Genomic DNA, 26,679 nt, shown 5'->3' on the forward strand with positions numbered 1-26,679 from the left:
CCGATGTATCGAATCTTAGGGAGTGGCGGACTCGAAAGGCAATGATCTGATCCGGGATCCGAGCCGCCGCGAGATGAGCAGACCGAGCCGGACCAGGCCCGCGGCCGCGGCCTCACGTCGCTCTCCTACCAGGTCCCGGGCGAATCCGGTGACCCCGACGGATCCGGCGACCCGGTCCTCCGCGTCGAAGAAGGGCGCGGCGGCGCACGAGATCTCCGCCTGGTCCTCTTCCTCCTCCAAGGCGTACCCGTCGGCCCGGACCCTCGCCAGTAGCTCCGTGAACGGCTCCGGGCCGGTCTCGCGGGCGCGCGGCCCCTGGCCCGGTGTGAGGCGCCGCAGCAGGGGTGCCAGCTCCTGCGGGGGCAGGTAGGCGGAGATCGCCCGGCCGAGCGCGGTCATGTCGAAGGGCGCGACCTTCCCCGGGTAGGTGTCGAACTGGATGAACCCCGGGGTTGCGGCCTTGGCCACGTAGACCACCGAGGCGCCGTCGAGCACCCCGATGTGCACGGGCATCCCGATCTCGTCGGCGAGCGCCCGCATCTCGGCGGTCGCGATCTGGGAGAGGTCGACCTTGCGGACCAGCTGGCTGGCGAGGCTGTAGAGCCGGAGCGTCGGGTGCCAGAAGTGGCTGCGCCCGACCACCCGCCGGGCGGCGTACCCGCGGTGTTCCAGGGTGTAGACGATACTCGCGCAGGTCGCCAGGGGGATCCGCGTCACCTTGGCCAGCGCCGTGAGGGTGAGCTCCTCCTCGGCCATGACCAGCTGCTCCAGGACGGTCAGGGTGCGGTCCACTCCGGGGGACGCCGGGCGATCCGACCCGCCATCGCTCTCAGGCATCGGCCTGTTCCACCTCTCGTTTCGTGTCTCCACCGTGTCGGCGACCCGCAATTGAATATTCTGGGATTCCGATAGTTTTTTCATCATATCGAAAAGATGGTGCTGTGGGCCCTGGATAGGAGACACCTCTGGCCGGTGTCGTGGCCATCGCCCGCCTCCGCGAAACCGAACCCGACGACGCCATTGTGACCGCCCTCCGGGACGGTGGTGTCCGGCTTGCGGAGATCACCCTGACCAGTCCCGGAGCGCTCGCCGCGATTCGCCGGTGGAGCGCCCGCGACGACGTGGTCGCCGGAGCCGGAACCGTGCGCACCGCCGCCGACGCGCAGGCGGCGATCGAGGCCGGAGCCCGGTTCCTGGTCACCCCGGTCACCGTCCCGGACGTGCTCCAAGCGGCCCGGGACGCCGGGGTGCCGGTCGCGTGCGGCGCGCTCACCCCCACCGAGATCGAGACGGCCTGGCGGCACGGCGCGGCCGTGGTCAAGGTGTTCCCCGTCTCCGCCCTCGGCGACGCCGCCTACCTGCGGGCCGTCCGCGAACCGCTTGACGACGTGCCGCTGCTGCCCACCGGCGGGGTGCGCTGGGAGGACGTCGCGGGCTACGCGCGGATCGGCTGCGCCGGGGTCGGCGTCGGCGGCGCACTCGTCTCCGAGGAACTGGTGGCCGACCGCCGCTGGGACACGATCACTCAGCGTGCGGCCGCGTTCACCGCCGCGTGGCGGGAAGGGCTGGTACGGCACGATGCCTGACGTCCTCACCCTCGGCGAGACCATGGCCTGCCTGCGGGCCGGCGGGCAGATCCGGCTCGGCGGAACCGCCCAGGTGAGCGTGGCCGGAGCCGAGGCCAACGTCGCGATCGGCCTGGCCCGGCTCGGGCATGACGTCGCCTACACCGGTGCCGTCGGCCCCGACCAGTTCGGCGAGCTCGTCCGGCGGACCCTGCGCGCCGAAGGCGTGGACATCCGCGCGATCCGGACCGACCCGGCGCCGACCGGCATCGTGGTGTTCGAACAGCGCCTGGCCGGGGTGGTCCGGGTCGACTACCACCGGCTCGGCTCCGCCGGGAGCCGACTCGGCGTCCCCGACGTGGAGAAGGCCTTCGCCGGATCCACCTGCCCGCCGCGGATTCTGCACGTCACCGGGGTGACCCTCGCCCTCGGTGCGGGACCGGCGGAAGCGGTGCGCACCGCCATCGGCCTGGCCCAGGCCGCCGGAACCCTGGTCTGCCTGGACGTCAACCACCGCAGCCGCCTCTGGCCCGAGGACCTGGCCCGCCGGACGCTCACCGAGGTGGCCGCCCAGGCCGACCTGGTCATCGCCTCCGAGGACGAGCTCGCCCTCGCCGCGCCGGGCCACGACGAGCCGAGCCGGGTGGCCTCCCTGCTCGCCGGGCGGGCCGGTCAGGTCGTGGTCAAACGAGGATCCGACGGCGCGACCGTCTACACCCCGGAGGAGAGGATCGACCTCCCCGCCAGGCCGGTCGTCGCCGTCGACCCGATCGGCGCGGGCGACGCCTTCGTCGCCGGGTACCTGTCCGGGCTGCTGGACGGACTGCCACCGCGCGGCCGGCTGGACCGCGCCGTCACCTGCGGAGCCTTCGCCGTCGCCGCCTCCGGGGACTGGGAGGGCCTGCCCACCCGCGCCGAGCTGCCCCTGCTCGGTCTCCCCGGCGGAACGGCACTCCGTTGACGGTACGCCGGGCCCGTCGGTTCCCTGGATCGCGGGACTCCGGAGAGGTGGCCGTATCTTGGGCCCCGCCCAGGTCTTCGCCCGCGTGGAACCGTACCCGGACGCTGTCCTGGAGGCCGGGTGACGTACGGCGACCGGAGCGTGCCTCGGGCGCGGCGCGCGACGTCGTCTTCGGCCGAGGGGGGCGTCGCCGGTCTCACCGGGGACGGCGAACGGCCGGTCGGCTGCGGCCCGTCGGCATTCCCGGTGGGAGGGCGCTCCGATGACCGGTACGGCGTACGTCGCGGCCGCTGCCGAGGAAGGGCGGGATAGGGCGATCTGGGTGCCTTCCGCTGTCAGAATGGTCCGATGAATGTGCGGCACACGATGTACGTCGCGGCTGCGGCGGGCGAGGCGAGGGACGGCGCGATCCATGTGCTCTCCCTGGCGGACGGGCGGATGACACCGGAGGGCGTGACCCCGGTGCCGGGACAGAACCCGACCTATCTCGCCGCGAGCCCGGACGGCCGGGTGCTGTACTCCGTCGACGAGAGCGGGTACGGGCGGGTCGCCGCGTGGGCCGTACGGCAGGGCGGGCTCACCGCGCTCGGCGAGCCGCGATCCACCGGGGGAGCCGGGCCGTGCCATCTCGCCGTCGACCCCACCGGGCGGTTCGTGCTGGTGGCGAACTACGGCGGCGGTTCGGTTGCCGTGCTGCCGATCCTCCCCGAAGGCGGGCTGGGCGACCCGGTGGAGACCGTCGTGCTCGGCGAGACCCGGCCGGGGGCGTCCCGGGCGCACATGGTGGCCTTCGACCGTGATCGTGATCAGGTCCTGGTGACCGATCTCGGCACCGATCTGGTGTACCGGTTCCGGCTCACCGGCACGGGCCGGCTCCACGGGCTGGGGGAGATCGCGATGCCCGCGGGTTCGGGGCCGCGGCACCTGGAGATCACCGGGCGGTACGCCTATGTCGCCGGTGAGCTGGACGCCACCCTCTCCGTGGTCGACCTGGACGCCGGAACTGTCCTCGTCGCTGTCCCGTCCACTGAGTCGGACTCAGGCGAGAGGTGCTACCCGTCGGCGATCCGGTTGAGCGACGACGGCAGGCTGTGCATCGTCGCCAACCGGGGACCGGAGACCGTGGCGGTGTTCCGGGTCCGCGGTCCCCAGGTGCAGCGGTTCGCCGAGTTCGGCTGCACCGGCCGTCATCCGCGGGACCTGACCCTGGGACCCGGCGGGCTGTACGCGGCCAACCTCGGCTCGGGAGAAGTTGCCGCCCTCGGGTGGCCGGCCTGCGGTGGTACGGCGACGATTCGCCAGGTTCTGCCGCTGCCGGGCGCGAGCTCGATCCTCTTCGCCTGACACGTCCGCGCGTTCCCGGGTCCGGGCGCCGGAGGCCGTACCGCGACATCGCCCAGGAGCCGGCCCTGCTGACGGCCGTCGAAGTGGGCATTCCCTGGCCGCCCTCCCGACGTCGCCGCCCGTCGGCGGAGGTGCGCATCCTGCACGGGCAAACACGGGTTTGCCTGAAGCGCCGCAAGTGGTGCTGCTAGCGTGACGGCATTCCCACCCGCCACAGTTGGGATCACCATGCAGCCTCTTCCCAGCACACACTCTCCGTCTCTGGAGACCCTCCAGCGTTATGTCGCGGAGATGGAGAAGGAACGCGGCTTCTCCGATAGCACCATTATCGAGCAGTGTCTGAAGCTCAGCGAGGAGACCGGGGAGGTGTGCAAGGCCGTACGCAAGCACACCTCCTTGTCGATCGATCCCACCAGTTCGACGGGGACCGTCGGCGCCGAGCTCGCCGATGTCCTCATCTACGTCGCGGCCATCGCCAACCGTGCGGGAGTCGACTTGTCCGAAGCTCTGCGGGCCAAGGAGCAGGTGAACGAGACTCGTGTTTGGACATGACAATGGGGCGTTGTCGCTATGAAAGCCTGAAGAAGGCAGTGGGCTGACCTGCCCGAGCAGGCGCTTCGAAGAAGTCCTGAAGCATCGAGGTGACCGCAGGGTCGTTCCTGGTCAGTTCGTAGCCGCCGAACCGGTCCACCTCATACCCCTTGAGCCGCAGCGCCCGGTCTTCGGCGGCCATCTTGGAGCACAGGTGAGGTATGGCGGCCGCGCCTGCCTCCATGCCGTCCACTTAGTGTTGCTGGCCGTCGACTTCCAGGACGACACGGGCACTTTGCGGCAGGAGCAGCAGGAAGTCCATGCGCTCGCGTCCCAGCATGCTGTCCTTGCCGCCTGCGGGTCTGCGGGTCGTAGTGCAGGCACACCTGCGGGATGAGGGCAAGGCAGCGGATGGTGTCCTCTCGCAGGAGGGGGCCCGGGCGTAGGCGGGGAAGAGGACCTGCTCGGGTTTGCTCGCCAGGGACCTCTACAACTGAGAGCACAGACGCCCCAGGACAGCACGCAGAGCCCTCAACGCGACGGCGATCTCGTCAATGTCCAGCCGGAGGTTCTTCCGCTCCGTGCCGTATTCCAGCAGCTCGTCCCAGGTCAGACGGGTCAGCACTGACGCGGCGTCCACGTCGGCGAGGTCGCCCAACGGCCCCTTGCGCAGCTGCTCCACCCGCGCGGAATCGAAGATCGTCCCGTTCGGCGTCTGGCTGAAACCCTTCAGAAAGGGGATACCGGGGCATCGCCTCATAATCCGCTGGCCGCTCTGATCTCGGGTGGAGGATTGCTGAACTGCGCTATTTGAGCACCTGAACCTGGACGCAGGTCCCTCCAGGGCGACTCCGCTAACTCGGCCACTCCTGCCTTACCCACCTAGGCGAAGACGGCTGGTCAGCCGCCATACTCATGGCTGAGCTGGGCGAAGATGCCCTGGTCGCGCCATGCGGCGTAGTAGGAGTAGACGGTGCCGTGGGGCGGGAAGCCATGCGGCAGGTAGGCCTAGGCGATGCCGGTACGGTTCACACAGAGGATCGCGTTGAAGATGTCCCGCAGATCGGTGGGAGCGGGCGCGCCGGTCGGCGGCGGTCGAGCCGGGCCTGCCGCCAGGCGGTGAGGGTCGGTTCGATCAAGGCCCAGGGGGCGTCGGAGATGTCGGAGGGGTAGCTGCGTCGAGGGTGCACACCCGACGTTTACGCTGTCCCTTCCAGGCCGCCGCGCAGCCTCGGGAACCATGACATCCCTACGCCAAACGGAATCCGGGACCGATTGTAGCGCGAGACGGACATCAGCCCGCCGGGAAGCCGACGTCCATGCCAGGAGATACCTCGCGAAGCTCACGTATCACCCAACTGTCAACGCGACTCATGCCCACACGCCATCCCCGAACACCCTCTCAGAGGATATCTGGAGAAAGGGGCTACGAAAACAATTTACCAGACCAAAAAGCATTGGCTGACTGCCAGGCCTTCTACTAGCGTGACACGCATGACCGAAGAATCACTAAACGATCTCCGACCTCTAGATGGGCAGCTTGCTACCAGCCCTGCGGTCGATGAAAAAAGAGCGTTTCGCGGCCCCCATGTCTGGCTTAACTGGCAGGCTTAGCGTTTTGGGCAGCCAGCGCGCACAAGCTCCCGCACTCAAACGACACTCGTTCAACCGCTTTGGCAAGAGTTCGGCCTCTATTCAGATACCCATATAGTGGGAAATCTTGCTGTTGGTCCATATCGGGTAATGCATGCGTTCCCGGAAGGACTGCCCGCCCCTGGTAGATCGCGCATGGTGCTTGTGCTACGGGCACACGATCATCTCCTAGATCCGAAGCCTGGGCTGGGAGACCCTGAAGAGCAGGAGATCGATGCCTACGCTGGGGGTGACCTTGGTCAGCAGATGGCTTCGTTGTTGGCTTTAGCAATCGCCCAGCGCATCCGTTCTGGAGGCGTTATTCGCCATGCTTTCGAGGATGACCCACTGGGCTCACCTCTTGCTCTAGACCACTATCCGCCAACGCTAAGTATGCCTCGCAGCCGGCAGCTACTTCCCCGGGTCGCTAACGATGCGAATCTGCATGATAGCGAGCATTATCTGAACGTGTTCGCTCGCTTCCCTGCGCATGATGCAGTTGCGGTCATGCGCGCGGCTCATCAATACGCGGATGCGCTTTGGTGGGCCGACCTTGATCCTCGCATGTCTTGGATCAAGCTGTTTGGTGCACTAGAGGCTGCGGCCGATAATTGGGATTCTAGCGTCCGGCCGGACCCTGTCGCGCAGCTTAAGCGTCGGCATAAAGGTTTGCATGACAAGCTGGAAAGAAAGCACCCCGAAGCCCTCCAAATTGTGGCGAAGTCTCTGTCACGAATCTTGGGGGCCGAGAGCAAGATGATCGATTTTATTCTCAATTATGCACCAGACCCACCAGCGCAGCGTCCTGAGTTTGGCCAAATAGACTGGACGCAACTAGAGCCTGCCCTACATGTGCTTTACGATCATCGCTCCCGCGATCTTCATGGGGGTATCCCTTTCCCTGAGCCACTGTGTAGCCCACCGTTTTTTGATATCAATGGTGTGCCCACCGAAGCGTTCCCGGGCCACAGTGCCTCAAGTGGTGGTGCCATCTGGCCAGCACATCGACTCCCGATGTATCTGCACACCTTTGCGTATATCGCTGGCGAAGCCCTGCGGCGCTGGTGGCTCAGTCTAGACAAAGATAAGGCACCTCGGATGCAGTAACCGAGAGTGCGCTTCGCCCCATACATACCCCAAAGAAGCTCGTATCATTCACCCATTTTTGGCGGCGGCAAGGAGCGCTTTCAGCCTCACATAATGATTGACCTCCCAACGGGTAGGAACGGAGACGGCGGAGTGCTTTAGGTGCAGCCAGAAAGCTATACGCGGTGGGTAGGCGGTGCGGCGGGCGGCCCGTGTTCCCGCTGTCGACCGGGACCGGCTTCCAGGCCGCATGACGCGCGTGCCGCACTCCTCGGCGAGCACTCCGACTTGCTGACCTTTCGCTTGATCATGAGTGCCCGGGTACCAGTGAATTTCACATGTAACACCGGGCCCGCTACCTACGCGGTCAGCGGAGATCCCGGAAATGTCGTACCCCCGCTGTAGTGTCACGGCCGTGAACGATGCTCTCGCGCATGAGCGCCTGGTCGGTGTACTTCAACTCATCGACCGTTGGGGCGGGCTGTACGAACGGCGGTGGGGTAAGCAGGCGCCTTACCAGGAACAACCCGAGCTTGCTTCACAAGTGGATGCGCTCATTGATGAGGTCCGAACAAGGACGAAGCTGGCCCACGATGTGATCACAGTGATGGGCGAGAAGGAGCTGGCGGCGAAGGTCGTTGAACACGAGGAGGGCCTTTACGGAGGCCATCCATTCACGCAAGCGCGCGTCGCGATAGTCGAGGCGGTTGCCATCCTGGCTCAACGGGAGGAATTGGCCGAGATAGTGGGGCCTATCGGGCCTCGGCTCGTGGCCTCTGAATTACATCCGAACATCTGGAGCGCGGCTGCGAAGCTGTGGGACGATGGTTATGTCCGCCCAGCGGTCCAGACCGCCGCAACGGCACTCGAAGGGCTCTTGCAGCGCATAGCTGGGCCTGGCTTGTCGGGTGAGAATCTCGCCATCCTATTCTCGATCAACGATCCTACAATAGGATCACCTCGTCTTCGGCTTCGCGATGTCGACCCTACCTCGAAGACGTGGAAGTCAGCGCATGAAGGTGCTGCTGCGCTGGTTCGTGGTGCGTTCATGGGCGTGCGCAACCTCGTATCTCATCCCGGCTGGCCCGACCCGAGTCCTCGCGAGGCCATCGAGATGTTGGCCGTACTGAGCTATGTGGCGCACCTTATTGACCGATCGGATGTTGTGAACTCTTCGTGACTACCTCGATCTGGGCGGGTATCTCGGCGATGCAGCTTGAGGACGACGGAACCATCTCGATCGTCCTCGTGGATGGACAATGCATACGTTCATCGTTGGGGCGCACCCCGTTTGAACTCACCAGTGCGGTTGCCTCCATGATCTTCCTTCCGCAGTCATATCAACTGAAACTCCGCACCACACGTGGACATGACATCGTTGTTGACCTCCCGCAGCCCACGGACCTCGCGCCCTTGCGCGGACGACCGGCGATCTACCTAGATCAGAACCACTGGAGCACCCTCACCAATACGATCCACCAGCCAGATCGTGTCCAGAATGAGCACGAGCGCAGCGCAGCGACACAGCTCATCGAATTCGCGAAGGCTCGCGAAGTACTTCTACCCATGTCCGCGGCGCATATGGCTGAAACGGCCAAGCAGGTCAACCATGAACAGCGCTACCAGCGAGCGCTCACAATTGCCCAGCTTTCAGGCGGCTGGCAACTACGCGATCCACTCGACTTGCGCCGATTTGAACTGCGGCAAGCATTGACGATCCGCTATCGCCGACGCTGCCTCATTCCACCTGCGGCCATCACTCTCGAACCGAACGCCGTTTACTTGGGTCGAGACAGCACGCTCCCCAGTGTTGGCCCCGACCTGCCTCCACCAGTTCAATGGGTCCTTCATGCCATCCGCTGCATCGGCGGAACCATCGATACGCTCCTCGACGCAGAACATGTCCCAACGACTCCTTCCTCTGGGTGGGCAGTCGGCCTTCAGCAGTTCGCGACGTTCTTGCGGAACAACCCGACTGGCAAGGAGGTGAAGCGGAAGCGGACGCATGCACGATTCATCGCTGACCTCGGACTAGAGTTTCCTGAGGAGGCACACCGAGCTGACGTCACACCTGCGGAAATGTCCGACTGGGTGCTCAACCACAGCGAGAAAGACCTACCTACCATGCCAACGTTGGGCCTTTTCCGGGAGGTTCTCCATGAGAAGCTCTCCGACGGCAAGCTGCACTGGGCAGACAATGACCTCATCGACATGACATACCTGACCGCCGCGGCCGGCTACTGCGACTACGTTGTGGGTGAGCGCTCACATGCTGCCCACATTGGAAACGCAGCACGACGCCTAGGCAGAGCGAATAAAATTCACCGCAGCATCCAGTCACTTATGAAACAGTTCTGAGAGGGCACCGCATTAGGAGAGCGGTGGCTGTACAGCCACCTTATGAGCTTTGAGCTGCGTAAACGGTTCGTATAGCCTGTGCCACCTACGAAGTCTCCCGCGCATGACCCGCATCCGTTCAGTGGGGTCGTTAGCAGGATGACCATCCGCATTTTAGGCGGAGCAATCACCCTGCTTGGCTGATCGAAACCATGGTCAGGCGCGTGTGGACGGTGACGCGGATGCCTCGACGTGTGGGGGCGTTGTTGTCAGCACTGCTATTACCTCAGCCATAGTCATCCGATGGCAAGCCGACCCGGAGCGCAGGGCCGCCAGGCCCGAGCACCGGACGCGGCGTGGCAGCCTCTTGCGATCTCACGGCGGCCGATATCTGAATTGCTGTGCCTTGTCACGCTCTGTGGGAGGACAATACGAGGATGACGGCTCGACGGTGGGTTCTGGTGGGAACGGCTGTGCTGGTGGCCGGTGTAGCCGTGATGCTGGTCTGGCTGCGCTGGGAGAGCGCAAACAAGGTCGCGACGGCGGTGTCGGCGCTGGCGGGGCTGGCGGCGGTCGGGGTGGCGGTATGGGTGGGCTGGACGGCGGTCTCGGCCGGTGGCGGCCGGGTGCGTGTCAGGAAGACGGGGGCGGCGACGGCTTCGGGGGCAGGGGATGCGAACACCGGTGTGGTGGGCAAGTCCGTAGCTGTGCCTGGAGATTTGGTGGTGGACGGGAGCGGGGATGCCAGGGCGTCGGGTGAGGGCGATGCCAACTCCGGTATCCGGTTGAGCTGACGCCGTTCGAAGGGCGGGCGCGGGTATGGACGGCGGGCGCTGGAAGGGCGGTGTCCGAGAGAGCGGGGCGGCGTCGGCCGAGTCCGGCGGGTATGCCAACACAGGTATCCATATCGGGGATGTCTATCGGGAGCCGGTGGCGCGGTCGGCGTACCTGGAACAGGTTGAGCAGATCTTCCCGTGGACGTTGGAGGGCCGCTCTGCGGAGCTGGCCGAGCTGGCGGCGTTCTGCTCGGGTGAGGGCGGGCCGGGTTATGTGTGGTGGCAGGGGCCTGCCTGGGCGGGTAAGTCGGCGTTGATGGCGACGCTGGTGTTGCATCCTCCGGCGGGGGTGCGGGTGGTGTCGTTCTTCATCACGGCACGGTATGCGGGGCAGAGTGATCGTCAGGCGTTCTTGGATGTGGTGTTGCCGCAGTTGGCGGAGCTGCTGGGGCAATCGCTGCCGCCGTTGCTGGGGGCGTCGACGCAGCAGGGATGGTTCAACCGGTTGTTGAAGGAGGCCGCTCGCGCGTGTGCGGGGGCGGGTGAGCGGCTGGTGTTGGTGGTGGATGGGCTGGATGAGGACCGGGGGGTGACGGTCGGGCCGGGGGCGCACAGCATTGCAGCGTTGCTGCCGCCGGTGGTGGCGGAGGGGTTGCGGGTGGTGGTGGCCGGGCGGCCCAATCCCCCGGTGCCCTCAGATGTGCCGGTGGGACATCCGTTACGGGACGCGCGGATCGTGCGGGCGTTGACGCCGTCGGCTGCGGCGCAGGTTATCCGTGATGACGCTGAGCGTGAGCTGGAGCATGTGCTGCATGGGGATACTGCCGGTCGTGACCTGTTGGGCTTGTTGGTGGCCGCCGGTGGTGGTTTGAGCATCGGAGATCTGGCGGAGCTGACCGGGGCGCCGGTGGGTGGGGTGCGCAAGTGGTTGCACGCGGTGTCGGGGCGGACGTTTACTGGTCTGGAGAGCCAGTGGCGGCCGGGTACAGGGGCGCGGGTGTTCGTGCTGGCGCATGAGGAGCTTCACACCGCCGCAGTGGAGTCGCTGGGGGCGCAGATGCTGTCGGGATGTCATGACCGCATCCATGCGTGGGCGCAGGGCTATCGGGATCGGGGGTGGCCGGCCGAGACGCCGGAATATCTGTTGCGGGGTTATCACCGGTTGCTGGGTTCGGTGGGTGATCTGGATCGGATGGTGGCGTGCGCGACTGATAGGGCGCGGCTGGATCGGATGCTGGACATCAGTGGGGGCGACGTCGCTGCCTTGGCCGAGATCACCACCGTCCAGCAGTTCATCTGCCACCAGGACCACCCGGACCTGACCGCCATGCTGAAAGTGGCTGTCACCCGCGATCGCCTCATCAGACGCAATAGCAACATTCCGCCCCATCTACCCGCTGCCTGGGCCTATTTAGGGAATCCCAATCGCGCTGAAGCACTCGCTCGCTCCATTGCTGATCCATCTGAGCAAGTAAAGGCGCTGAGTTATCTAGTGGAAGCCTTTGCTAATACCGGAGATCTGAGTCGGATCCGTCATATTGCTGCAACTGCTGAAACCAGCGCACTTTCTATTTCACACCCAACTGAGCGGGCAAAGGCGTTGGGATTGTTGGTGGAGGCCCTAGTCGACGCTAAAGATTTGGACCAGGCAATGCGCATCGCCCACTCCATCACCGACCACTCTGCACAGGCAGGCGTGTTGGGCTTGTTGGTGGCGGCTCTGGTCGACGCTGAAGATTTGGACCAGGCCATGAGCATCGCTCGCTCCGTCACTGAGCGCTCTGGGCAGGTACTGGTATTGAGTTACTTGGCAGGGGCTTTGGCTAAGGTCGGGGATCTGGATCGAGCCCGTGAGACTGCCGCCACCGCTGAAACCATTGCCTACTCCATAACCTCCTCCACAACCTCCTCCGCCGCGCAACCATGGGCGTTGATCCAGGTAGCGAGGGCTTGGGTATGGATAGAGGATCTGGACCGTGCTCGTGAGATCGCGTCGGCGGTGGAAGACATCACCAACTCCGTCGAACCCCCTTACTGGCAGGTACGCACACTGTGTCAGCTGCTGAACCTTGTGGTCCAACTCGGGGAACAGGAGGGGGTCCGTCGAATTGCCGCCACCGCCCAGAACATCACGCGCTCCATGTTGGATCTATCAAACAGGATAGAGGAACCGCATTCTTTCCAGACTGAGACGCTGAGCATTCTCGTGGGCTCCCTCGCTCATGCAAGGGACCTAGACAAGGCTGAAACTATCGCCCGGTCAATCACCGACCCCACTTCCCAGGCAGAGGTGTTGAGCATCCTCGTGGGCTCCCTCGCTCATGCAAGGGACCTAGACAAGGCTGAAACTATCGCCCGGTCAATCACCGACCCCACCTCCCAAGCCAAGGCGCTGAGCCACCTGGTTGGAGCTTTGATTCAGGCCGGGGATCTGAACCGAGCTCGTCAGATTGCAGCGACTGCTGAAACTATCGCCCGGTCAATCACCGACCCCACCTCCCAAGCCAAGGCGCTGAGCCACCTGGTTGGAGCTTTGATTCAGGCCGGGGATCTGAACCGAGCTCGTCAGATTGCAGCGACTGCTGAAACTATCGCCCGGTCAATCACCGACCCCACCTCCCAAGCCAAGGCGCTGAGCCACCTGGTCAAGGCTCTCGCAGAAGTTGGAGACTTGAATAGGGCAGAGACCATCGCACACTCCATCACCGATCCCTCTTCGCAGGCTGCAGCGCTGAGCTACCTGGTAGCAGCCTTGACTCAGGCTGGGGAATTGGACGAGGCGGAGACCATCGCACGCTCCATCACCGATCCCAACTGTCAAGCACAGGCATTGAGCCGATTTGTAATGACCTTGATTCAGATCGGTGATATAGATCGAGTCCGTCAGGTTGCAGACGCCGCTGAAGCTGCTGCGCACTCAATCTCTGATCCCGCCGGACGGGTTTGGGCGTTGAATAGTCTGACGGAAGTCCTAGCCCAGCTCGGGGATTTAAACCTAATCCGCCAGATTGCGGTTGCCACTGAAGCCGCCGCCCGCTCTATCGACTTTCCTTACGGAGTGGCCTGGGTATGGAGTAGCGTGGTGAGGGCAGCTGCTCAAGCGGGAGACTTCGACTGGGCTGAATCCACTGCTCGTTCCATCTTCAGTCCCCGCGCGCAGGCAAAAGCGTTGGGCCACTTGGTGGAAGCCCTCACTCGAACTGGGAATACAGACAGGGCTGAAGAAATCACTCGTTCCCTTGCGATTGTTCCCTCTATCCAGGCAAAGGCGTTGAGCCACTTGGTGGAAGCTTTTGTTCAGTCCGAGGACCTAGACCAAGCTGAAGCCGTTGTCCGTTCCATCTCAGAACCTTCCATCCAGGCAGAAGCGTTAACGATTATTTTTGGGAGATCAGATCTCGATAACTCTCGGCGGATCCTTGCGGCAGTTCTGGCTAATACACAGCCAATCGCGCTACTAAAAGCGGTAGCCATGGTGGCGCCAGAAGCAGTTATCTACAACGCAGACTATGTCTCCCAGCCATAAGTTTTTGCTTTTGCCAGTTGGGTGGTGCAGGATCGCCCAAAGAGCTCACTCCACCGGACCGGATCCCCACCGAAGGCACACACTGGCCAGTACCGGCGATGGCAGGCACAAATTGCCGGTCCGTAGTCTGTTGCGTCCCTTGATCGTCTGCCTGTTTGCCTGGTCGTCATGGGTGCGTGGGCGGCGCTGGTCGGCCAGCACGATAGAGAACTCCTGCCGGGCCTCGCCGTCGCTGATGTAGAGGATCACGTGCTTAGGGTCGGTATACGTCCCGGTGAGGCCGGTGATCTCACACCTGACTCCGGTCTCCTCCAACGTCTCGCGAATCGCCGCCTCGGGCAGGGGCTCACCGAGGTCGATCGCACTGCCGGGAATGGCCCAGTTGCCGTTGCGGCGGATCATTAGGATCTCGCCCGCCTCGTTGGTGACCACGACGTTCACCGAGGGAACCAGGCTGTTGGGCCTGGGCGCGACAGGGTCGTCGTAGAAGTCGATCCGGCGGCCCATGCTTAAGACTCTACCGGCATGACGCTGCGGACCATTGTGACGCCTGCCTGTAGTTATTCCAACAAATTCGGTCAAAATAGAGAGTCCGGGTTGTGCACCGTATGAATGTAGCGCTTGGCCTTGGAGCCGCGGCTGCGAGTGCGTTTTTGGCGAGCGCGGACCGATTCGCGACTGCGCTCCGCAGCTAGAACGATGCTCTGACCCCTCTCGATGCGGTCTTGCACCAGAGAGTGCAATTCCTCGGCGGTGGTGCCGACCGTGCCGGCCAGCCCGTGCTTGACCAGCTCGATGAATTGCGTGTTGATCAGATAGCGCTCTACCTGTTCGTAACCGAGGAGCCGTGCTTGGCTTCCAGCTTGGACGCCGCGCGTGCAGTCGTCCTTCAAGAGTAGCCGAACGTAAGAGACGGGTAGGTACATGCCGGGGACCAAGCAGAGAGCATAGCTCGCTCGATTAATGAATAGCGCTGAAGAGGTGGTCCTTTTTATAGATCACGCATATCGACAAGGAGTGGCACTCGGTAGATTGTCGGAAGCTACCGCAGAGTCGGGAGATCTCGCTCGCACTGAATGTATTGCCCGCTCGAGATCCGGGGGAAAATATTATACATTAGCTATGCTATCGGCAAGGATTTGGCAATCTGGCCAGGCCACCAAAGCCAAGAGAATGCTTGTTGAAGCATTAGCTCAAACAGGCCCACTCAGGACTCTCCCTGCAATCGCCATACTCCATCCTCCGGTTGTGGACTTCACGGCGATGCACTTTTCAAGAGGTTAGGGCAAGTTACTGGATATCCCGGCTCACCCGAGCCGCTGGCATGGCACGATCTTCGAGGTTCCAGAGCGCGATAGTCCCCTCATCCCACTTCAGGGCCCGCCGGGCCAGCACCTGCACCGACCAACCATGCCCATACTGTGGGCGTCAACTCCCGCGCCACCTCAGCCATCGCCATCCGATGGCAAGGCCCGACGAAGGAGGGCTGCGGCAGCGATCGCCCGAGCCCCTAAGGTGAGCACCGAAGTCGGCGATCGTCACGACCTCAGCCCTAAGCGACCTTAGAGGTCCTAACAGAAAGATCAGCGAACGAGGCGTCGCCAGCAGATGATCGCCGCGGCCAACTTCATGAACGCTTCGTGGATGTCGTCGCGGACCTCCCAGCGGATGCGCAGGCGGCGGAACCAGTGCAGGAGCGCGATCGTCCGCTCCACCACCCATCGGTGGACGCCCAGGCCGGAGCCGTGCGGGATGCCGCGTGGGGCGATGACGGGCTTGATGCCGGTGCGCCGGACCAGGCGGCGGTACTTGTCGTGGTCATAGCCGCGGTCGGCATACAGGCGGTCCGGTCGCCTGCGCGGTCGGCCGACGCGGCCGCGTATGGGCGGGATGGCCTTGATCAGGGGCATGAGCTGGGTGACGTCGTTGCGATTGCCGCCGGTCAAGGAGACGGCGAGGGGGATGCCGCCTCCCTCGGTGACGACGTGGTGCTTCGAGCCCGGCTTGGCACGGTCGACCGGGCTCGGACCGGTTTTGGGCCGCCCTTGAGCGCCCGGACGTGCGAGCTGTCGATCACCGCCTTGGACCAGTCGAGCCGGCCGGCGGCGTGCAACTCGGCGAGCAGCAACCGGTGCAACCGGTCCCAGACACCGGCCGCGTGCCAGTCCCGCAGCCGCCGCCGGTAGGTCATCCCCGAGCCGAAGCCCAGCTCCTGGGGCAGGAACTCCCACGGGATCGCGGTGTAGAGCACGAACAGGACGCCCTGCAACGCCAGCCGGTCGTCCAGCCGTTTCCGGCCCGGATGGCGTCGGCGCCGCTCCACCTTCGGCAGCAGCGGCTCGATCCGCTCCCACAGGCTGTCCGCACGATCCACGGCAGTTGCTCGCCCTTCTTCACGCGAAGATCAACGACCAGCCGCGCCATGGGCACGGCTCTAGATCATTTTGTTGGGACCTCGTATTCGTAGCCAGTTCGAGATTGTCCACCGCTGACCGAAACACCTGCTCAGGGACACTCTCCTGGTGATCATCTTCTAGGGATGTCCATCGACGTCCAGGGATGTTACTGGAGGGCGTTTAATTTATAGCTGTTCGTCCTAGTGCGTCCCGCGCCAGGTTGGTGTGGTTTCGTCGGTAATGCGTTTGCTCGTGTTGTCGATTATCGCGATGTAGATCATGGCTTCGGAGCTGGCCAGCGCGCTCTCGTAGTCGCGGGCGAGACAGCGGTGGGGCATGAGCCAGCCGAGGGTGTGCTCGATCACCCCGCGTCGCCGGAGGATGTGGAAGCCGCAGGTGTCGGGATCGCGATGGACGACTCGGACATGGATGCCCAAGGTGACGGTGTGGTTGGCGAACTGTTGCTTGAAGCCGGTGTCGACCCAGGTCAGGGTGATGGTAGGGTGACCGGTCCCGGCTTGGTTGAGAACGCGGATGTCGGCTTGGTTCTCCGAGACCGAGGCGGCGCAGACGGTCACGATCAGTAGGCCGAGTGTGTCGGTGACGATGCCACGCTTGCGTCCGACGATCTTCTTTGCGGCGTCCGTACCCTGGGTGGCGAGGGGCGGGTTGGTGGAGGTCTTGATCGCCTGGGTGTGGATGATCGAGCCCGTGGGTACACCCTGACCGCCTGGCGGCAAGCTCGCCTCGACCGGCGCCCCACCGGGACACCCGCTCCCACCGACATGCGCGACATCTTCAACGCGATCTTGTATCTAAACCGGACCGAGATCGCCTGGTCTACCTCCCGCACGACTTCCCGCCCCACGGCACCGTCTGCACCTACTACGCCACCTGGCGCGACGGAGGCGTGTTCGCCCAGCTCAACTACGATCTGACCGGCCTGGCCCATGCCAAAGACGGCCGCGATCCCGCCAGCTCCATATTTCAGCACGAGTCTTCGTATGAGCAGGCGCTGATCATCGCAACCGGTCTCATCGACGCTGACTTGGTTGCCCATTTCGACCTGCCCGACCACGAGCAGACCCTGCTCTGACCGAGGCAGCTGCTACGCCCCTGGCGAAGACCACACCCCGCGACCACCCAGAAGATCCACCCACTCGCGTGTTACTTGTGACAGCTTCTTAACGACAAGCCGTGACTCGATATCACCGCAGGTCAGCTACAGATTCGTGGGGTTCTCTGTGATTGCTGCAGGCACCCTTGGAAATCCCGGAGTTCACGCGAACTGAAGGCTCTCAGGATGAACCCAGGGAACTTCAGTCTCCATGGAACGGCTCTGGCCCTTGGATTCCGGGGAACCGGCGTCCGAGCCGCCGGAGGCCGTACCGCGTCATCGGGTTTCCGGCTTCTTCGCGGTGGCCGCCGGATGGCCGTACGGGACTCTCCGCATCTGACTCCGTCGAGTGTGCGTTCGCCACTGTTCGCCTGACAAATCCCCTTTCGTGGGAAATGTCGCCTCTAGCAATCATGAACTCTTGTCTTTCCCGGGTGCCGATGCCACAGTGTCTTCATTATCGATACTTCGTATATGTCTTCGAAATATCGAAACTTCTACTCGACCCCCTTGTCGTCACGACCGGTGTGAGCGCTGCGCTCCCGCCGTTCGAGGAGGCTGTTCATGAGTGACACGTCCAGGCGCCGCCTGCTGCTGATGGCCGGCGGTGCCGTCGCCACCGGGGCGGCGCTGGCCGCGACATCCCCGCTGACCGGGCTGGAGAGCGCCCACGCCGACACCTTTGTGCCGACGCCGCTCGCCGCGACCGACCCCGAACCCAATATCGAGATTTCCAAGCACTGGTGGCCGGCGCAGCGCAACGTGTGGACGCCGATCGGGTGGAAAGGCCACCTGTTCCGCTTCAACGTCGTCTACAACGGGGCGCTCATCTGCGACCCCAGCTGGGTTATGGCTGCCAAGCCCAACACCCAGCCGTGGCACGGGAAGAACTTCCAGACCACCGTCGTCATGCCGATGCGCGGCGGCGGTTTCCGCGACTTTCCCACCGTGATGCGCGAGGTCTGGGACGACGACCTCGGTCAGGGCAAGCAGGGCTGGGAGGAGGACAGCGACGCCCCCGTGCTGTGGACCGAGCACCGGCGCCAGGAAGGCCTGGTCATCAAGCAGTCGGTGTTCGCGCACGTCCCGGGTGAGCAGCCCGTGCAGTCGGCCACCGAGCCGATCTACGCCTGGACGCGCTTCGAGGTCGTGCACGTCGACCCGGTCAACGCGGTGAAGGACTTCGTGTTCCAGCTGTGGCTCAGCGGGTCGTACATGAAGCCCGCAGGGCCGTACCAGGACGAGAACGGCGTACCGCTCACGATCTTCCCGAACACCGCGCCGATCGCGGGCGGCCTGACCATGCAGCGGGTGTGGAACCCGAGCGGCAAGCCCATCACGGTGCCGATCACCGACTCCGAGGGCAACGTCAAGGTCATGGTGACCACCGCCGACAAGGGCTCGATCGCCATGACCGAGAACCCCAAGGTCAAGGGGGTGTACGACCTGCGGCTGGGCCTGCCCGCGACCGTGGGAGCACACGTCGACGTGCTCATCCCGATGATCCCGCAGCCGCTCGCCGACGCGAAGGCCGAAGCCGCGATCGGCCGCGACGCGGCACTCGCCAAATGCCAGGCGTTCTGGACGGAGGACGCGGCGACCCTCGCCGTGATCGACACCACGGAGAACCACGTCAACCAGGTCATGCGCCGCTCCCCGCAGCTGGCCCAGGTGGTCGCGGAGAAGAGCCCCGACACCGGGCTGTTCACCTTCCTCTCCGGCTCCTACGCCTACGACGTGCTGTGGAGCACCCCGACCTCCATGGTCAGCCACATGTTCCTCGACCGGCTCGGCTACCACGACGTCGTGGAAAAGCACATCGAGATCTACAAGGTCACCCAGGGGACGCGCACCCCACCCGGATCGGCGTTCGCGGGCGGCTCCTACCCGGGCTACCTGTCCACTCCCAAGACGCTGCAGGCCGTCGACTGGATCAGTGACCACGGCGCGATCCTGGAGATCCTGTCGGTACACGCGCTGCTCACCAACCGGCCGGCGTTCATCGCCAAGTGGACCGACGTCATCGTCAAAGCCTGCGAGTACATCGTGCAGGCCTGCGCGCTCACCGGCCACACCGGTGTCAAAGGCATCATGCCGCCCGGCCACTCCACCGACGAGGGCGTCGAAACCCAGGGCTTCATCAGCCAGTGCTTCACCTACAAGGGGCTCGCCTCGGCGGTGGAGTTCCTGCGGCGGATCAAGCATCCCCGGGCCGAGGAGTTCGGGGAGTTCGCCGACACTTTCCGCACCACCTTCGTGCAGGCCGTCCGCGACCTGGCCGAACGTTCGCAGAAGTGGACCGACGCCGAAGGCAGGCAGTGGCCGGTGTTCCGGCCGCAGTTCGCGGGGGAAGGCGTCTGGGACGCGTTCACCATGCTCGACACCGGTGCGCTCATGTCGGTGTGGGCCGGGCTGATGCCCGCCTCCGACCCAATGATGAAGTCCTTCGTGGAGTTCTTCCGGGTCGGGCCCAACACCAAGCTGTTCGACCCGGTGCACCACAACGCGCTGTATCGCGCCGTTCTGGACCACGAGCAGTCCTCGGCCGAGCCCTGCTACAGCTGGAACATGTTCCACACCTGGCAGCTGGGGGACCGGGCCCCCTTCATCGAGGGACTGTACGGCCTGCTCACCGGCGGCCTCTCCCAGGACACCTACATCTCCAGCGAGCACCGGAACGCCATCTACGGCAACCTCTTCTCCCACCCCATCATCACCTGGTGCCTGATCCACGCCGTCATCGACGACAGCCTCGTCCCCGACCAGGTGCAGCTGCTGCGGCTCTGCCCGCTGGAGTGGCTGTCGGCCGAGAAGCAGACCCGTTTCGAGAAGGTGCCGACCAAGTACGGCCCGGTGACGCTGCGGATGAAGCTGGAAGGCCGCCGCAAGGACACCCTCAAGGTGGAGTTCCGCGGCGACTGGCACCACAAGCCCAAGCGGGTGGTGGTCGAGACACCGCCGCATCCGGACCTGAAATGGGTCGTCGTCAACGGGAACAGGTACCGCGCCGGACGAAGGATTGTGCTCTGATGACGGCGTCGATACGGGCGACCGCGGTCGCCGCGGCCCTCGCCCTCGCGGTCCTCACCGTCGCCCCGGCCGTGCAGGCGGCGCCCGGGGACGACCGCAGGCGGCTTAGCCCCGGCCCCACCCCGATCTACCACACCGGCAAATCTGGCAAACCCAGCAAGCCCGGCAAATCCAAGTCCAAGGCCTGGGATATCAGCCGCATCCGCGCCAAGGCTCCGGCCGTGGCCCCCGAGGCGACCGCCCGGTCCGGCTCGTCCCGCGCCGCGACGGCGCCGGTGGCGAACGACGTCACCGGGGACGGCCGGGCCGACCTGGTCGCCCAGCTCTCCAGCCCCGACGCCGGAGCCCTGCGCGTCTACGCCGGCAACGGGTCCACCACGTCCAACCCGTGGGAATCGACCTTCACGACAACCCCGCCGCAGTGGGAGTTCGCCGACACCCTGCTCGTCGCCGACGTCACCGGCGACAACCGCGCCGATGTGGTCGTGCGTGACCCGAGCGTGAGCAACGGCACGCTGTACATCTACCCCAACGACGGCTCCGGCTCGGCGAACCCGTGGCCAAGCCGGTTCAGCGCGGGCGCCGGGTGGAACATCGTCGACCGGATCCTCGTCGGCGACGTCACCGGGGACGGCAAACCCGACCTGCTGGCGCGCAACCCGAGTGAGGGCGACGGCACCCTCTACGTCTACCCGAACAACGGCTCGGTCACCTCGAACCCGTGGACCCAGTCGCCGATCTGGTCGGGCAACGGGTGGAACCTCGCCCAGATGATGATGCTCGACGACGTCACCGGAGACGGCAAACCCGAGATCGTGGCCCGTGACCGCGTCGGGGCACTCCTGGTCTACCCGCACAACGGGTCGACCACGTCCAACTTCTGGACCTCCATCGTGTACGGGAGCACCGGCGGCTGGAGCGGTACCGACCGGTTGACCATGGACGACGTCACCGGTGACGGGCGCCCGGACGTGATCGCGCGGGACACCTCCGGCGCCCTGTGGATCCACCCTTGGCAGAGCGCCACGGCGGGCTCGATGTGGTCGCCGACGACCCGCTTCGCCGCGGGCACCGGCTTCGCGTACGCGCTCGACGTCGTGACCGGCGACGTCAACGGCGACGGCAAGCCCGACCTTATCGCCCACGTCGCGCGCAGCGGCGACCTGTGGCTTCTGCCCAACACCAAGGCGGCCACCGGCAACCCCTGGCCAAACCGGGTCGGAGCCGGCACCGACTGGGGGTTCGCCTCCCAGGTCCTGCTCGCCGACATCAACGGCGACCGGCTCCAGGACCTGCTCGCCGTCGACAAGCGCAGCGCCAACGGCACCTTGTGGATCTACCTCAACAACGGGTCCACGACCGGCCTGCGCTGGACGAACCGCTACTTCGGCGGAACCGGCTGGAACATCTTCAACCATCTGATGGCCGGGGACGTCACCGGGGACGGCCGCGCCGACCTGGTCGGACGGGACGGCGGCGGCGACCTGTTCGCCTACCCGGGCAACGGCTCCAGCACGGCCTTTCCCTGGGATCCGCGCGCCTGGGTCGGCAGCAACTGGCAGACCGCCTCCCGGCTCACCCTCGGCGACGTGGACCGCGACGGCATCGCCGACCTGATCGACCTGGAGAACGACGGCTCGCTCTGGGTCTTCCCGACCGGCGCGTCCACCGACCCGATCCCGGTGCCCGGCGGCTGGGCGGGGACCAGATCGATCGGCCTGGGGTACGTCACCGGGGCCGCGGGCCCCGACCTGGTCGTCGGCAACGCCTCCGGCGCGGTGTCGATCTACCCCCACACCGGCTCCACCTCGGGCAATCCGTGGTCGGGAACGGCCAGGCCCGGCGGCACCGGCTTCCAGAACGCGGTCTCCCTGGTGCTCTGACCCCATGTTGTGGCGTCCGCGCGGGAACGTCCCGGCTGCGCGGACGCCGTACCCCTGCCGAACGGGAACCCGGATCGGCGCGGGTTCCCGCCGTATCGCGGGCCGGCCGTGCATACCGGCCCCGGACATTCCACCTCATCAATAAGGATTCGGAAATGACGCGACCCACCAAGGTTGGCATCAGCACCGACCAGGCCCCGCCGCCGCGCGGTGCGTACTCCCAGGCCGTCGTGGTCGGAGACCTGGTCTACACGGCGGGTTTCGGGCCGGTCGACCCGGTGACCCGGCAGATCGTCGGCGACGACGTCGCCGAGCAGACCCGCCGGACGCTGCGCAACGTCGCCGCCGCGCTGAAGACCGCCGGAGCCGATCTACAGGATGTGGTGAAGGTGACCGCGCATCTGGCCGACATCGACAACGACTGGGATGGCTTCGACACCGCCTACCGCGAGTTCTTCGACGAACCCCGTCCCGCCCGCACCACCGCCGGATCCAATCTGGGCGGCATCCTCGTGGAGATCGATGTGGTGGCCGTCAGAGGCTGCGGCCTCCGTCCCTAGCCGTTCGGCGGCGGCTGATGATCCGCTTCCGCAGCGGGGCGAGGTCCCACAGTACGGGCGACAGTGATCAAGCAGTTAGACTCGGGCGCGCGCCGCCGGTGGGGAGGTCGACGATGACGTCGATCTCGGCCGGGATCCCCGCTTCCTGCCCGGCGGCCAGGAGCATGTCGCAGGAGGACGCGTGTATGACTCCGCTTGTGCACCCGTATGAGTCGAGTTTTACGCCACCGATCGAAAAGATGATGCCGTGAGCGTTCAACAGCAGGGCCCGCTGACCGGTGTGGTGGCCATCGTCCGCCTTCGTGAGACCGAACCCGACGACGCCGTGGTGGCCGCACTGAGTACCGGCGGGGTACGGCTTGCGGAGATCACTCTGACCAGTCCGGGGGCACTCGCGGCGATCCGGCGGTGGAGTGCCCGGGAGGATGTGGCGGCCGGGGCCGGGACGGTTCGCACCGTCGCCGACGCCCGGGCGGCGATCGAGGCCGGAGCCCGGTTCCTGGTCACCCCGGTCACCGTGCCGGACGTTCTCGCCCTGGCCCGGGACGCCGGGGTGCCGGTCGCGTGCGGCGCGCTCACCCCCACCGAGATCGAGACGGCCTGGCGGCACGGCGCGGCCGTGGTCAAGGTGTTCCCCGTCTCCGCCGTAGGCGGCGCCGCGTATCTACGGGCCGTCCGTGAACCGCTTGACGACGTTCCGCTGCTGCCCACCGGCGGGGTGCGATGGGAGGACGTCGCGGGCTACGCGCGCATCGGCTGCGCCGGGGTCGGGGTCGGCGCCTCGCTCGTGTCGGAGGACCTGGTGGCGGCCGGCCGCTGGGAGACGATCACCGAGCGGGCGAAGGCGTTCACCGCGGCCTGGCGGGACGGGCGGGGGCTCGATGCCTGACGTCTGGACCCTCGGCGAGGCGCTGGCCGCCCTCCGGGCGGACGGTCAGGTCCGGCTCGGCGGGACCGCCCGGGTGAGCGTGGCCGGGGCCGAGGCCAACGTCGCGATCGGCCTGGCCCGGCTCGGGCACGACGTCGCCTACACCGGTGCCGTCGGCCCCGACCAGCTGGGCGAACTCGTGCGGCGCACCCTCCAGGCCGAAGGCGTCGGCATCGGCACCGTCAGGATCGATCGGGCGCCGACCGGCATCATCGTGTTCGAGCAGCGCCTGGCGGGGGTCGTCCGGGTCGACTACCACCGGCTCGGCTCCGCCGGGAGCCGGCTCGGTGTCGCCGAGGTGGAGAACGCCTTCGCCGCCTTCCCGTCCCAGCCGCGGATCCTGCACGTCACCGGGGTGACCCTCGCCCTCGGCGCGGGCCCGGCGCAGGCGGTGCGCGCCGCGATCGGGCTGGCCCGGACCGCGGGAACCCTGGTCTGCCTGGACGTCAACCACCGCAGCCGCCTCTGGGACGAGGACCTGGCCCGCCGCACCCTCACCGAGGTGGCCGCCGAGGCCGACCTGGTGGTCGCCTCCGAGGACGAGCTGCCCCTCGCCGCGCCGGGGACGGATGAGCCCGGCCGGGTACGGTCGCTGCTCGACGGGCGTGCCGGGCAGGTCGTGGTCAAACGCGGGTCCGCCGGTGCGACCGTCTACACCGAGGGGGAGCGGATCGATCTGCCCGCCAAGCCGGTCGTCGCGGTCGATTCGATCGGCGCGGGTGACGCCTTCGTCGCCGGTTACCTGTCCGGGCAGCTGGACGGGCTGCCGCCCCGCGACCGGCTGGACCGCGCGGTCACCTGCGGGGCCTTCGTCGTCGCGGTCTCCGGCGACTGGGAGGGCCTTCCCACCCGGGCCGAGCTGCCCCTTCTGGGACTCCCCGACGGGACGGCGGTCCGATGAACCTGCTGTCCAAGACGGACATCTCGGTCGGCGGCGTTCCAGACAGGTGATGCGGGTGCCTTCCGCTATCAAAACAGTCCGACGAGTGTTCGGCACACGTCGGATGCGTGGCCCTGCGAACCACGGCAACTGCCTGAGCGACGCCTTACGGTCTGGCGATGCTCATCCGCCGAGGCCGAGGGCCTGGGTGTCGCCGTAGAGCGCGGCCAGGTCCACCAAAAGCACGTCGGACCGCCGGGCGGCGGCGGTCAGGAGGTCCGGGTAGAAGCCGTTCATCGAGAAGAGCGCGAGGACCGCCCGGTCCGTCCGATGTCCTTGGCCCGCCAGCACCGTGCGCAGGTGTTCCAGGCGGGCGAGGTCGGCGCCGCCGCGGCGGTCCAACGTGGCTTTGGCCTCGCCGATGACGGCGATCTCGGCCCGGGGATGCTGCGGGTTCTGGCCGAGGGCGAGCGCCAATACGTCGATCTCATGTTTGGCGCGGGCGTTCTGATCGGTGAACTCGCAGGTGCCGACGGTGCCGGGGAGTCCGTCCGGAAGTATCTCGTGGGCGAATCTGCGGGTCCAGTCACGGGAGAGCGACTCGAAGTGCGGGCCCAGAATCTTGGAGTTGAACGTGGGGGTCGCGCTCTTCCACGCCTCGGCGGAGAAGCCCTGGTCGATGACCGACGCCTGGGGCATCGTGACAAGCTGGTTGAAACGGATCACCGGGTCGGTGAGGGTGATGTGCGGGCTGCGGGTTCTGAGCAGATCCTGCTCCCGCGTTACGTATCCGGTCTTCTCCAGCACCTCAAGGGGATAGGTGACCGCGCCGCGTTCCCTGCCGAGTGCGGCGCCGATCTTGCTGGGGGTGCCCGCCCCCTGGGCGATGGCCGAAAGCATGTCGTAGTAGAGCGTGTGCTGGGTGATGCGCGGGTCCTCACGGAGGAGGAACTCCGTCTCGGACCTGGAGAACACCGCACGGCCTGGGTTGAGGACGGTCTGGGTCACCCACGCGTCGAAATCGGCCGCCCGGGTGACGGCCGGGCGGCCCGCCAGCGGAAGGTAGCCGGGCGCGCCGCCCAGGACGGCGTGGACCCGCAGTGCGGCCTCCGGGGACTCGATTCCCCAATGTGCGCGCATCGTCCGAAAGTCGAACGCTTGCAGCCTCAAGTCGATCACGGCTCTACCGCGGAGCGGCTTGGTGCCGGAGAGCAGTTCATGCATGATGCTCATCGCCGAACCACACAGGATGAGACGGATCGGCGGATGCTCACTCAGCTGGGTTTCGTCGTACAAGGCCTGCAAGATGCCGGGCACCTCGGGTGAGTGCTGCATCAAGTAGGGAAGCTCGTCGATGATCAGCAGAGGACGCCTGAGGGCGTCCCTTGTGGTGACGACCTGCAGGGCGTTGCGCAGCAGAGCCCACCAATCCTCGAAGCGCACGCTTTCCGGCTGAAGCCCGGCATAGGCTGCGATCTCCGCGGAGAGCCTGCGCAGCGCCGGGCCGCGGCCTTCCTCACGCACCGCGGTGAGATAGAGCCCGCCCGCCGCCTCCGCAAGGGCGTGCAGGAGGAAGGACTTGCCGTGGCGGCGGCGCCCGGAGACGACGCCGATGCGCATGGCGGGCGCCGGATCGGCGAGAAAGTCGCAGAGCAGTGCCCACTCGCGGTCCCTGGCCAGAAGTCGGGCCGGTTTGTCCATCCAGAGTCACCTCCATTCGGAGTAAGTCGAGTTAACAAATTCTGTATAAGTTTATTTATACCTGAACACCTTCCTGGAAACGAGCACGATGACGCCGGGACATGCGGAATCACCTTGGCCGGCTTCGGACCTCGCGCCGCGATCCGGCCGTGAAGTGCGCCCGTACCGGGGAGCACTCGTGAGTTCCTCCGACCGGTTCGACGAGCCTCCGGTCGGCCTGCTCATGGGTCGCCGCGTGGCTGTACGGGCTGCTCCGGGTCCGATTGTTCGCCTGGGCGGGCCGGGTCGGCCAGGGTGGTCTCGGCTCCCGGCTGCGCCCGCGGGCCGTACCGGCCCTGGATGGTCTGAACCGTGATGGGAGTAGTCCCCGCTTCGGGGGCCTGAACGATGAAGCGGGACGGCTGCTTTGCGGGGACTGCGATTTCT

At 65.8% G+C, this 26,679-nt stretch carries 22 protein-coding genes and 2 pseudogenes; 15 read left to right on the forward strand and 9 right to left on the reverse strand.

Annotated elements, in window-relative coordinates; translation table 11 throughout:
- Positions 1-15 precede the first annotated feature (15 nt).
- Positions 16-837, reverse strand: a complete 822-nt coding sequence (locus RUR_RS09560; RefSeq protein ID WP_283134589.1) for an IclR family transcriptional regulator — start codon at positions 835-837, stop codon at positions 16-18.
- A gap of 140 nt (positions 838-977) precedes the next feature.
- Between RUR_RS09560 and RUR_RS09565 the strand changes: the two genes are divergently transcribed.
- The 4 genes from RUR_RS09565 to RUR_RS09580 all read left to right on the forward strand — a co-directional run bounded on the left by RUR_RS09565 (position 978) and on the right by RUR_RS09580 (position 4,422).
- Positions 978-1,586 carry a bifunctional 4-hydroxy-2-oxoglutarate aldolase/2-dehydro-3-deoxy-phosphogluconate aldolase gene (locus RUR_RS09565; RefSeq protein WP_283134590.1) on the forward strand — a complete coding sequence of 203 codons (609 nt, stop codon included), beginning with the start codon at positions 978-980 and terminating at the stop codon, positions 1,584-1,586.
- A complete protein-coding gene (locus tag RUR_RS09570; RefSeq protein WP_283134591.1) occupies positions 1,579-2,526 on the forward strand; it encodes a sugar kinase in 948 nt (315 codons plus the stop codon). Before RUR_RS09565 ends, RUR_RS09570 begins: the two co-directional genes overlap by 8 nt.
- A gap of 348 nt (positions 2,527-2,874) precedes the next feature.
- Positions 2,875-3,870: a lactonase family protein gene (locus RUR_RS09575; RefSeq protein ID WP_283134592.1), complete on the forward strand. Its 996-nt coding sequence runs from the start codon at positions 2,875-2,877 to the stop codon at positions 3,868-3,870.
- Between the two features lie 291 nt (positions 3,871-4,161).
- A complete protein-coding gene (locus RUR_RS09580) occupies positions 4,162-4,422 on the forward strand; it encodes a MazG nucleotide pyrophosphohydrolase domain-containing protein (RefSeq protein ID WP_283134593.1) in 261 nt (86 codons plus the stop codon).
- 16 nt (positions 4,423-4,438) lie between these two features.
- Here RUR_RS09580 and RUR_RS09585 read toward each other — a convergent pair whose 3' ends face one another.
- The 3 genes and pseudogenes from RUR_RS09585 to RUR_RS09595 form a co-directional block, all read right to left on the reverse strand.
- Positions 4,439-4,654, reverse strand: coding sequence for a hypothetical protein (locus RUR_RS09585; RefSeq protein WP_283134594.1), 216 nt, complete (start codon positions 4,652-4,654; stop codon positions 4,439-4,441).
- A 234-nt stretch (positions 4,655-4,888) separates the two neighbouring features.
- Positions 4,889-5,083: a hypothetical protein gene (locus RUR_RS09590; protein ID WP_283134595.1), complete on the reverse strand. Its 195-nt coding sequence runs from the start codon at positions 5,081-5,083 to the stop codon at positions 4,889-4,891.
- A gap of 230 nt (positions 5,084-5,313) precedes the next feature.
- Positions 5,314-5,591, reverse strand: a pseudogene (locus RUR_RS09595) (transposase); the annotation flags it as partial.
- A 598-nt stretch (positions 5,592-6,189) separates the two neighbouring features.
- On the opposite strand from RUR_RS09595, the gene RUR_RS09600 reads away from it, so the two are divergent.
- The 5 genes from RUR_RS09600 (at position 6,190) to RUR_RS09620 (ending at position 13,758) form a co-directional block, all read left to right on the forward strand.
- On the forward strand, positions 6,190-7,140 hold the full coding sequence (locus tag RUR_RS09600; RefSeq protein WP_283134596.1) for a hypothetical protein: 951 nt from the start codon (positions 6,190-6,192) through the stop codon (positions 7,138-7,140).
- 394 nt (positions 7,141-7,534) lie between these two features.
- Positions 7,535-8,299, forward strand: coding sequence for a TIGR02391 family protein (locus RUR_RS09605; protein ID WP_283134597.1), 765 nt, complete (start codon positions 7,535-7,537; stop codon positions 8,297-8,299).
- On the forward strand, positions 8,296-9,477 hold the full coding sequence (locus RUR_RS09610; protein ID WP_283134598.1) for a hypothetical protein: 1,182 nt from the start codon (positions 8,296-8,298) through the stop codon (positions 9,475-9,477). The genes RUR_RS09605 and RUR_RS09610 overlap by 4 nt, the downstream gene beginning before the upstream one ends.
- A 416-nt stretch (positions 9,478-9,893) precedes the next feature.
- Complete coding sequence (locus RUR_RS09615; protein ID WP_283134599.1) at positions 9,894-10,250, forward strand: hypothetical protein; 357 nt, start codon at positions 9,894-9,896, stop codon at positions 10,248-10,250.
- Between the two features lie 25 nt (positions 10,251-10,275).
- Positions 10,276-13,758 carry a P-loop domain-containing protein gene (locus tag RUR_RS09620; protein ID WP_283134600.1) on the forward strand — a complete coding sequence of 1,161 codons (3,483 nt, stop codon included), beginning with the start codon at positions 10,276-10,278 and terminating at the stop codon, positions 13,756-13,758.
- Positions 13,759-13,803: 45 nt separating this feature from the next.
- Here the strand turns inward: RUR_RS09620 and RUR_RS09625 are convergent, their stop codons facing one another.
- From RUR_RS09625 to RUR_RS09640, 4 genes and pseudogenes are all read right to left on the reverse strand, one after another.
- Positions 13,804-14,265 (reverse strand): NUDIX hydrolase, encoded by a 462-nt coding sequence (locus tag RUR_RS09625; protein WP_283134601.1) that lies wholly within the window; start codon positions 14,263-14,265, stop codon positions 13,804-13,806.
- A gap of 71 nt (positions 14,266-14,336) precedes the next feature.
- Entirely contained in the window at positions 14,337-14,651 is a 315-nt protein-coding gene (locus RUR_RS09630; RefSeq protein ID WP_283134602.1) for a hypothetical protein, read from the reverse strand.
- Positions 14,652-15,341: 690 nt separating this feature from the next.
- Positions 15,342-16,132, reverse strand: a protein-coding gene (locus tag RUR_RS09635; RefSeq protein WP_283134603.1) for an IS5 family transposase whose coding sequence is annotated in 2 segments (ribosomal slippage) — positions 15,342-15,796 and positions 15,796-16,132 — 792 coding nt in all. Because the reading frame shifts where the segments join, the coding sequence is not laid out codon by codon here.
- Between the two features lie 222 nt (positions 16,133-16,354).
- Positions 16,355-16,900 (reverse strand): annotated as a pseudogene (locus RUR_RS09640) (transposase); the annotation flags it as partial.
- Positions 16,901-17,064: 164 nt separating this feature from the next.
- Between RUR_RS09640 and RUR_RS36770 the strand changes: the two are divergent.
- The 6 genes from RUR_RS36770 (at position 17,065) to RUR_RS09670 (ending at position 24,573) form a co-directional block, all read left to right on the forward strand.
- On the forward strand, positions 17,065-17,250 hold the full coding sequence (locus RUR_RS36770) for a hypothetical protein (RefSeq protein ID WP_428846987.1): 186 nt from the start codon (positions 17,065-17,067) through the stop codon (positions 17,248-17,250).
- A gap of 585 nt (positions 17,251-17,835) precedes the next feature.
- On the forward strand, positions 17,836-20,301 hold the full coding sequence (locus RUR_RS09650) for a hypothetical protein (RefSeq protein ID WP_283134604.1): 2,466 nt from the start codon (positions 17,836-17,838) through the stop codon (positions 20,299-20,301).
- Positions 20,301-22,184, forward strand: a complete 1,884-nt coding sequence (locus RUR_RS09655) for an FG-GAP repeat domain-containing protein (RefSeq protein WP_283134605.1) — start codon at positions 20,301-20,303, stop codon at positions 22,182-22,184. The genes RUR_RS09650 and RUR_RS09655 overlap by 1 nt, the downstream gene beginning before the upstream one ends.
- A gap of 155 nt (positions 22,185-22,339) precedes the next feature.
- Positions 22,340-22,744 (forward strand): RidA family protein, encoded by a 405-nt coding sequence (locus RUR_RS09660; RefSeq protein ID WP_283134606.1) that lies wholly within the window; start codon positions 22,340-22,342, stop codon positions 22,742-22,744.
- Positions 22,745-22,991: 247 nt separating this feature from the next.
- Positions 22,992-23,633, forward strand: a complete 642-nt coding sequence (locus RUR_RS09665) for a bifunctional 4-hydroxy-2-oxoglutarate aldolase/2-dehydro-3-deoxy-phosphogluconate aldolase (protein WP_283134607.1) — start codon at positions 22,992-22,994, stop codon at positions 23,631-23,633.
- Positions 23,626-24,573: a sugar kinase gene (locus tag RUR_RS09670; protein WP_283134608.1), complete on the forward strand. Its 948-nt coding sequence runs from the start codon at positions 23,626-23,628 to the stop codon at positions 24,571-24,573. The genes RUR_RS09665 and RUR_RS09670 overlap by 8 nt, the downstream gene beginning before the upstream one ends.
- Before the next feature lie 162 nt (positions 24,574-24,735).
- Here the strand turns inward: RUR_RS09670 and RUR_RS09675 are convergent, their stop codons facing one another.
- Positions 24,736-26,253 (reverse strand): AAA family ATPase, encoded by a 1,518-nt coding sequence (locus RUR_RS09675; RefSeq protein WP_283134609.1) that lies wholly within the window; start codon positions 26,251-26,253, stop codon positions 24,736-24,738.
- Positions 26,254-26,679 lie beyond the last annotated feature (426 nt).

The organism is Rhizohabitans arisaemae (assembly GCF_025996515.1).
Classification (GTDB): Bacteria; Actinomycetota; Actinomycetes; order Streptosporangiales; family Streptosporangiaceae; genus Rhizohabitans; species Rhizohabitans arisaemae.